Origin of the sequence: uncultured Roseovarius sp. (genome assembly GCF_913054395.1) — a bacterium.
GTDB lineage: Bacteria > Pseudomonadota > Alphaproteobacteria > Rhodobacterales > Rhodobacteraceae > Roseovarius.
In genome coordinates this window covers 1-5,235 of sequence record NZ_CAJXIP010000191.1, presented here as the reverse complement: position 1 = coordinate 5,235, position 5,235 = coordinate 1, and the positions used below count along the sequence as shown (strand labels likewise).

Below are 5,235 nucleotides of genomic sequence, written 5' to 3'. Positions count from 1 at the left end.
GCACCTCAAGCAATTCCTGCCAGTCGCGAAAGAAAAACAGCATCAGGTTCGCGCCAAGTTCCGAGTCGGTTTCGGCCATCTTGTGATTGGCCAAGGTCACCACCGCCTCGATCGCGCCCTTGACCACGCTCAGCGTCTTGTCGTCAACGCCAAACACGATCGGCACGATCGGCCGGCCCCAGCGGGCAAACAGAAAACTGTCGTCGCCGCGCGTGAACAGTGCCTCGACATCCTGCGGGGTCAGCGGCTCGCTCATCGGAATACCCTTTCGTTTTGCGCCCCCCCGATAACAAAGCTGGCCCGGCGGCGCCATCCCCCTGCACGGCGCTGGCTAATCCTCGAACATGTCCGACTGCCCGCTTGCGCCCGGCACAGGCAGTCCAAGGTGATGCCAACCGCCCTGCGTCAGCATCCGTCCGCGGGGGGTGCGCTGGATCAGGCCCTGTTGCAGCAGGAACGGCTCGATCACCTCTTCGAGGGCATCACGGCTCTCGCTCAGCGCGGCACTGAGCGTTTCGATACCGACCGGCCCGCCCTGATAGGCCTCGGCGATCAGGCGCAGATACCGCCGATCCGCGCCATCGAGCCCAAGGTGGTCCACCCCCAACCGGGTCAGCGAGCTATCGGCAAGCTCTTTGGAAATCACGCCATCGCCCTCGACCACCGCGAAATCCACCACCCGGCGCAACAGCCGTCCGGCGATCCGCGGCGTGCCGCGCGAGCGCCGCGCAATCTCCATCGCACCGGCGCTGTCAGTGGGTACGTTCAAAAGCCGCGCATTTCGCGTCACGATCTCATGCAGCTCTTCGATCTTGTAGAACTGAAGCCGCGTGGGGATGCCGAAACGATCCCGCAACGGCGTCGTCAAAAGGCCAAGCCGCGTCGTTGCCCCGACCAGCGTGAAGGGCTGCAATTCGATCCGCACCGTGCGCGCGGCTGGCCCCGCACCGATCACAAGATCAAGCTCGAAATCCTCCATCGCGGGATAGAGCACCTCTTCCACCGCCGGGTTGAGGCGATGGATTTCGTCGATGAACAACACATCGTTTCGCTCAAGGTTGGTCAGGATCGCCGCCAGATCGCCCGCCTTGGCCAGCACCGGCCCCGAGGTCATGCGAAACCCGACGCCAAGTTCCTTGGCCATGATCTGGGCCAATGTGGTCTTGCCAAGGCCGGGGGGGCCATGAAACAGCGTGTGATCCATCGCCTCGCCGCGATGACGGGCGGATTGGATGAACACCGACAGGTTGGCGCGCGCCTCGGCCTGACCGATAAATTCGCTCAGGGCCTGTGGGCGCAAACTGCGGTCGAAATCTTCCGGAAGCTCTTCGGGTCGCAATGTCGGGTCAGGCGAAGACATGGATTACCCCTTTGGCGCCAACAGCTTGAGCGAGAGGCGGATCAATTCGGGCGTGGCCGCATCGGCCGCATCACCTGCCGCCTGGGCCACGGCACTTGCCGCCTCGCCGGGGCTATAGCCCAGATTGGTCAGCGCCGACAGGGCCTCGGCCTGCGCCCCGCGATTGGGCGCGCCAACCGGCGCGGGGGCGGCGGTGCGCGGCGCGCTTTCAATCACCGCGTCCTCGCCTCTGTCCAGCTCTGGCGCCGGGGCCGCGCCCATGGCCATCACCGCAGGCGCCTTGTCTTTCAGCTCGTTCACCACCCGTTGTCCGGTTTTCGCGCCAATCCCCTTGGCCGCCGTCACCGAGTTCCAGTCACCCAGCGCGATCGCCCGTCCCACACCATCAGGGCCAAGCGCCCCCAAAATCGCCAGCGAGGCCTTGGCACCGACGCCCTGCACACTCATCAGCAAGCGGTGCCATTCCTTTTCAACCAGGGTCGTAAAGCCGAAAAGTTGCAGGATATCCTCGCGCACCAGAAGGTCGGTATAAAGCGCCACATGCTCGCCCACGCCCGGCATGGACGACAGCGTGCGTTCCGAGCAATAGACAAGATATCCGACGCCGCGCACGTCGATCAGCACGTGGTCGGTAGCACGATAATCAATCCGCCCTGCGATCCGCCCGATCATGCGCTTGCCCTCTGTACCGCCTCGGCCAGCATCGTCGTGCTGCGCGCGTGATGCGCGTGACAGATCGCCACCGCAAGCGCATCCGCCGCGTCCGGCCCGGCGAGTTTCACGCCGGGCAATTGTACCTTTACCATATGCGCCACCTGCTCCTTGGCCGCGTGCCCCACGCCGACAACGGTTTTCTTGACCGTGTTGGGCGAATATTCCCCGACCGCAAGCCCGAATTGCGCCGGCACCAAAAGAGCGATCCCGCGCGCCTGACCAAGCTTGAGAGTGCCCGCGCCATCCTTGTTGACAAAGGTCTGCTCGACCGCCGCCGACTCGGGCCTATGGCGGTTCACGATATCGGTGAGTTGATCGTAAAGGGACAGCAGTCGCGCCGCCAGGTCAGTGCCGCTTGAATGGCAGATTCCGTTCGCCACGTGGCTTAATCGGCTGCCGTTGACGTCAATCAAGCCCCAGCCGAGGTTTCGCAACCCGGGATCAATTCCCAAAACCCGCATTTTCCTGCCCTGCCCTCTGTTTTTCAAGCATTAGCACGAAACGAGAACAAAGACCAAGCAGAATGCGCGTTTCCAAACTGCCCGATTTGACGGCAGTTCGTTGCAATTCTGCCGCAACCGGGCGTTTCCCGCCAAAGTGAAAGCACGTCAAGCATCTGATTTAAAATGATTAAACATATCTCTAGACCCATGCATAAAACGCATAAGGACTATGCAATAATCCCGGCTTGTGAGAATGGCTTTGGCTGTCTACCTGCCCCTCAGACACAGACAAGTTCTGATACATCAGCTTCAAGGAATTCACCCATGGCCGTCATCGACACCACCTCCGCCCATAACGCCTCCGCCGGTTTCGGCGGTCTTTTCGCCCGTGCCCTTGGCGCGGTATCCACTTGGAATGAACGTCGCGCCACGCGCAATGCGCTGTCGCAACTGTCGGACCGCGAGCTTGACGATATCGGTCTCGTACGTGGCGATATCAACGAGGTCGCCCGCCAAGCCTAAGTGCGGCACTGCCTGAAAAACCAAAAGCCCTGCTGCGGTTCGCACCGTGCAGGGCTTTTTGATATCCGACCCCAGGGTCGGGACAGATAGGATTGGTCACGCAGCGGTGTCAGCGCAGGAAGGGTCGAAGTTTGCCTGCGAGCATCGCGCTCACGGCATCTGGCTGCATCACGGCTGCCCCGGCCTGTTCGACAACGCTACCCTCTGCGAGCTGCGCAAGGCGCTCCTGATAGAGGCTCGCGCCGACATGGGCGATGATCACGGCCTTGAAAAAGATGAAACCGGCCGCGAGATAAACCACCCCGCGCAAAGGAAAGCCGCCCTTACGACGTTTCGGGCGAAAAACAATAAGCCCGTCTTTGCCGACTCGCCCGACATACCCACGCCCCATGCGGGCGCGTTTTTCATCAATTGCTTTCAGCCGAGTGTCAAACCCTTGGAATGCGTCACTCATTGCACTAATCCCATTTCACGGCCCCCACCGCGATCAGAACAAAGTAAAAGTCAATTGTGGCAAGACTAAGGCGAATGGGCGGTTTCGCCTGGTTTTCGCCTTATTTTGCCTAGTTATTGGTCAGTGTCAGTGTCGTCCAATCACCAATCTCTTCGCGATGCTCAAGACTGTTTCCAAGACCGCAATAAACGGCAATCACCTCATCGGCCTGCTCGTTTAAAATTCCCGAGAGAATCACCTTGGCCCCCCCCTGCAAACGTGACGTTACGTCAGGAGCCAGATCAATCAGCGGCCCCTTGAGGATATTGGCAAAGACAAGGTCGAACGGCGCAGCGGCGACAAAACGGGGGTGATCAAGGCCCGCAGCCTCGATACATTCGACTCGCCCGACAAGGTCGTTGGCGGCCACATTGGCCTCGGCCACCTCGACGGCAACCTCGTCGATGTCACTTGCCAGCATCACACCGGGCCAGATCCGCGCCGCGGCCATCGCCAGAACCGCCGTGCCACAGCCGATGTCGATCACCGATTTACCGAAAAATCCCGTATTGGCCAGCCGGTCAAGCGCGCGCAGGCACCCAAGCGTGGTGCCGTGATGCCCGGTGCCAAAGGCCATCGCCGCCTCGATCAAAAGCGGCTCGCAATCGTCGGGCACCTTGTCGGCATCGTGGCTGCCGTAGACAAAGAAGCGTCCGGCCTCGACCGGGGTCAGCTCGCGGCGCACCTTGGCGACCCAATCGGTCTCGGGCAATTCGGAGATGGTAAACGGCTTGGCGCCGTGAATTGCCGCCAAAAGCGCAAGACCGGCCTGATCGGGGGCCTCTTCAAAGTACGATCCGACCTCCCACAGGCCAGAGCCGTCTTCCATCTCGAAGGCGCCAACGCCGGTGGGTTCCGGCGTGAGAGTTTCGAGGGCTTCAGCCAAGGCCTCGGCGCTGTCTTTGCCTGTGAGCGTGGTCAAGGCGGTAAAGGTCGGCATCGTCAAACCCTTTCAGATCGGGGGATTATTCGGCGGGCGCGGCAATGAAGCGCGACAGGACGGTTTCATTGCCCGGCTCGGGGTGGCGCGGGATCAGCATCGCCAGCGCACAAGAGACACAGGCCATGGCCGAGGCCATGAAGAACACCGCCGCAGGCGACACAAGCCACAGATACCCCAGAAGCGCCGGCAGGAACACCGCCGCGATATGGTTGATGGTAAAGGCCACGGCGGCCGTAGGCGCGATATCACCCGGATCGGCGATCTTCTGGAAATAGGTCTTGAGAGCGAGCGCCAGCGAGAAAAGGATATGGTCGACCACATAGAGGGTCGCCGCAAGAGCCACGCCCCAGCCAAAGAAATAGACCCCGCCATAGGCGGTGAAGAGCAGGGCAAGCCCGACATATTCGAAGATCAATGTGCGGCGCTCGCCAAACAGGAAAACGGCGCGCCCCATCAGCGGTGCAAAGATCATGTTGGCCACAAGGTTGATCAGGAAAAGCGCGGTAACCTCATGCACCTCAAAGCCGAATTTCTCCACCATCATGAAACCGGCAAAGACCACAAAGATCTGCCGCCGTGCACCGGCCATGAATTGCAGCACATAATACAGCCAGTAGCGGCGGCGCAGGATCAGCTTTTTGTTCTGTGGCGTCGGCGAGTCGAACTGCGGATAGGCCAGCAGGCAGAACAATGCGATCACCGTGGTCACCGCCCCGGCTGTCATGAACACCAGATTGTAGCTGAGATCAAACTCTCCCAC

6 protein-coding genes and 2 pseudogenes are annotated in these 5,235 nt (G+C 61.0%); 1 reads left to right on the top strand and 7 read right to left on the bottom strand.

Translation table 11 applies throughout. From position 1 onward, the window contains the following. The 4 genes and pseudogenes from QZ522_RS17555 to ruvC all read right to left on the bottom strand — a co-directional run. Window positions 1-256: pseudogene (locus QZ522_RS17555) on the bottom strand (hypothetical protein); the annotation flags it as partial. A gap of 75 nt (window positions 257-331) precedes the next feature. Further along, complete coding sequence (ruvB, locus tag QZ522_RS17550) at window positions 332-1,360, bottom strand: Holliday junction branch migration DNA helicase RuvB (RefSeq protein ID WP_294614655.1); 1,029 nt, start codon at window positions 1,358-1,360, stop codon at window positions 332-334. 3 nt (window positions 1,361-1,363) lie between these two features. After that, on the bottom strand, window positions 1,364-2,032 hold the full coding sequence (gene ruvA / locus QZ522_RS17545) for a Holliday junction branch migration protein RuvA (protein ID WP_294614653.1): 669 nt from the start codon (window positions 2,030-2,032) through the stop codon (window positions 1,364-1,366). Next, complete coding sequence (ruvC, locus tag QZ522_RS17540; protein ID WP_294614651.1) at window positions 2,029-2,535, bottom strand: crossover junction endodeoxyribonuclease RuvC; 507 nt, start codon at window positions 2,533-2,535, stop codon at window positions 2,029-2,031. The genes ruvA and ruvC overlap by 4 nt, the downstream gene beginning before the upstream one ends. 306 nt (window positions 2,536-2,841) lie before the next feature. Here ruvC and QZ522_RS17535 point away from each other — a divergent pair, with 306 nt between their 5' ends. After that, window positions 2,842-3,039 carry a DUF1127 domain-containing protein gene (locus QZ522_RS17535; RefSeq protein WP_294614649.1) on the top strand — a complete coding sequence of 66 codons (198 nt, stop codon included), beginning with the start codon at window positions 2,842-2,844 and terminating at the stop codon, window positions 3,037-3,039. A gap of 109 nt (window positions 3,040-3,148) precedes the next feature. Here QZ522_RS17535 and QZ522_RS17530 read toward each other — a convergent pair whose 3' ends face one another. The 3 genes and pseudogenes from QZ522_RS17530 to QZ522_RS17520 form a co-directional block, all read right to left on the bottom strand. Further along, a complete protein-coding gene (locus tag QZ522_RS17530) occupies window positions 3,149-3,493 on the bottom strand; it encodes a hypothetical protein (RefSeq protein WP_294614647.1) in 345 nt (114 codons plus the stop codon). A gap of 109 nt (window positions 3,494-3,602) precedes the next feature. After that, the gene (locus tag QZ522_RS17525; RefSeq protein ID WP_294614644.1) at window positions 3,603-4,472 is read right to left on the bottom strand and encodes a 50S ribosomal protein L11 methyltransferase; all 870 of its coding nucleotides are present in this window, start codon (window positions 4,470-4,472) and stop codon (window positions 3,603-3,605) included. Window positions 4,473-4,497: 25 nt separating this feature from the next. After that, window positions 4,498-5,235, bottom strand: a pseudogene (locus QZ522_RS17520) (MFS transporter); the annotation flags it as partial.

Bases quoted from the DNA above. Each gene is read 5' to 3' on its own strand.
- ruvB (WP_294614655.1), bottom strand. From the start codon at position 1,360: ATGTCTTCGCCTGACCCGACATTGCGACCCGAAGAGCTTCCGGAAGAT.
- ruvA (WP_294614653.1), bottom strand. From the start codon at position 2,032: ATGATCGGGCGGATCGCAGGGCGGATTGATTATCGTGCTACCGACCAC.
- ruvC (WP_294614651.1), bottom strand. From the start codon at position 2,535: ATGCGGGTTTTGGGAATTGATCCCGGGTTGCGAAACCTCGGCTGGGGC.
- QZ522_RS17535 (WP_294614649.1), top strand. From the start codon at position 2,842: ATGGCCGTCATCGACACCACCTCCGCCCATAACGCCTCCGCCGGTTTC.
- QZ522_RS17530 (WP_294614647.1), bottom strand. From the start codon at position 3,493: ATGAGTGACGCATTCCAAGGGTTTGACACTCGGCTGAAAGCAATTGAT.
- QZ522_RS17525 (WP_294614644.1), bottom strand. From the start codon at position 4,472: ATGCCGACCTTTACCGCCTTGACCACGCTCACAGGCAAAGACAGCGCC.